General features: G+C 42.7%; 1 protein-coding gene. It reads left to right on the top strand.

Features of this window, described 5'->3' with window-relative positions; translation table 11 throughout:
* Window positions 1-137: 137 nt before the first annotated feature.
* Window positions 138-1,424, top strand: a complete 1,287-nt coding sequence (locus tag KG118_RS17335; RefSeq protein ID WP_005805709.1) for an IS1380-like element IS613 family transposase — start codon at window positions 138-140, stop codon at window positions 1,422-1,424.
* Window positions 1,425-1,595: the final 171 nt, after the last annotated feature.

Below are 1,595 nucleotides of genomic sequence, written 5' to 3'. Positions count from 1 at the left end.
CCTTAATTCCGCAACACTATTATAAAATATTTTTTTTAAGTACCTGAGCAACAAAAAGTTGCTCAGGATTTTGCCATGTCAGAGGATTCACTTAACTTAGTGTTGCAAAAAAATAATCAAACAAAACCTCATCAGGCATGGCAAAAATACAAATAAAATCCGAGAAGCTCACTCCTTTTGGAGGAATATTTTCAATCATGGAGCAATTTGACTCCACATTGTCATCTGTAATCGACTCGACACTCGGTCTAAGGTGTAGCTCGTTCGGTTATCAGTACAGTGAAATCGTCCGTTCCCTCATGAGTATCTACTTCTGTGGTGGCTCATGCATTGAGGATGTCACTACTCATTTGATGAACCATCTCTCGCTCCATCCGACACTTCGTACTTGTAGTTCTGATACTATCCTCAGAGCGATAAAGGAACTGACGCAAGGAAACATCTCATACACATCAGATACGGGTAAGAACTACGATTTCAACACGGCTGACACACTCAATACCTTACTGCTCAATTGTATGTTTGCATCCGGCCAACTGAAAGAGGGCGAGATGTATGATGTTGATTTCGACCATCAGTTCATAGAGACTGAGAAGTATGATGCAAAGCCTACATACAAGAAGTTCCTTGGTTATCGCCCTGGCGTGGCGGTTATTGACGACTTGATTGTTGGCATTGAGAATAGCGATGGTAACACCAACGTTCGTTTTCATCAGAAGGACACGCTGAAGAGATTCTTTGAGAGATTTGAGCAGAACGGACTTACAATCAATCGTTTCAGAGCTGATTGTGGATCATGTTCCGAGGAAATCGTGGAGGAAATAGAGAAACACAGCAAATCCTTCTATATCCGCGCAAACCGCTGCAGTTCGCTCTACAATGACATCTTTGCTCTTAGAGGCTGGAAGACTGAGGAAATCAATGGCATTGAGTTCGAATTGAACTCTATTCTTGTTGAGAAGTGGAAGGGTAAAGCATACCGACTTGTGATTCAAAGACAGAAACGGATGGACGGTGTGCTGGATCTTTGGGAAGGAGAATACACATACCGTTGTATCCTGACTAACGACTATGAATCTTCCACAAGAGAAATTGTCGAGTTCTATAACCTTCGTGGAGGAAAGGAACGTATCTTCGATGATATGAACAATGGTTTCGGGTGGGACAGATTGCCCAAATCCTTCATGGCAGAGAACACTGTGTTCCTTCTTCTTACGGCACTTATCCGTAATTTCTACAAGGCCATTATCCACAGACTTGACGTAAAGAGGTTCGGACTCAATGCAACAAGTCGCATAAAAGCGTTTGTCTTCAGGTTTGTCTCTGTACCAGCCAAGTGGATCAGAACATCAAGGCGGTATGTGCTGAATATCTATACCTGTAATAATGCTTACGCAGATATTTTTCAGACTGATTTTGGATAACGCCTACAACTTATGGGTATGATACTGCGTATTGCCTCAAGTCGCATAGTGGGGCAAGGGGATATTGTGGGCAGAAGTGGGTATTTCAGCCTCAATTTATCTGCTAATTCAGTGATGAGAGGACGTTTAGACGCAAGAAGGACGCTGAAGAGCTTAGTTGCGGATTTGAGG

The organism is Bacteroides propionicigenes (genome assembly GCF_018390535.1).
In the GTDB taxonomy this organism is placed as follows: Bacteria; Bacteroidota; Bacteroidia; order Bacteroidales; family Bacteroidaceae; genus Bacteroides; species Bacteroides propionicigenes.
This window is presented reverse-complemented; position numbering and strand designations above follow the sequence as displayed.

Coding starts and splice junctions, on each gene's coding strand:
- KG118_RS17335 (WP_005805709.1), top strand. CDS start 138: ATGGCAAAAATACAAATAAAATCCGAGAAGCTCACTCCTTTTGGAGGA.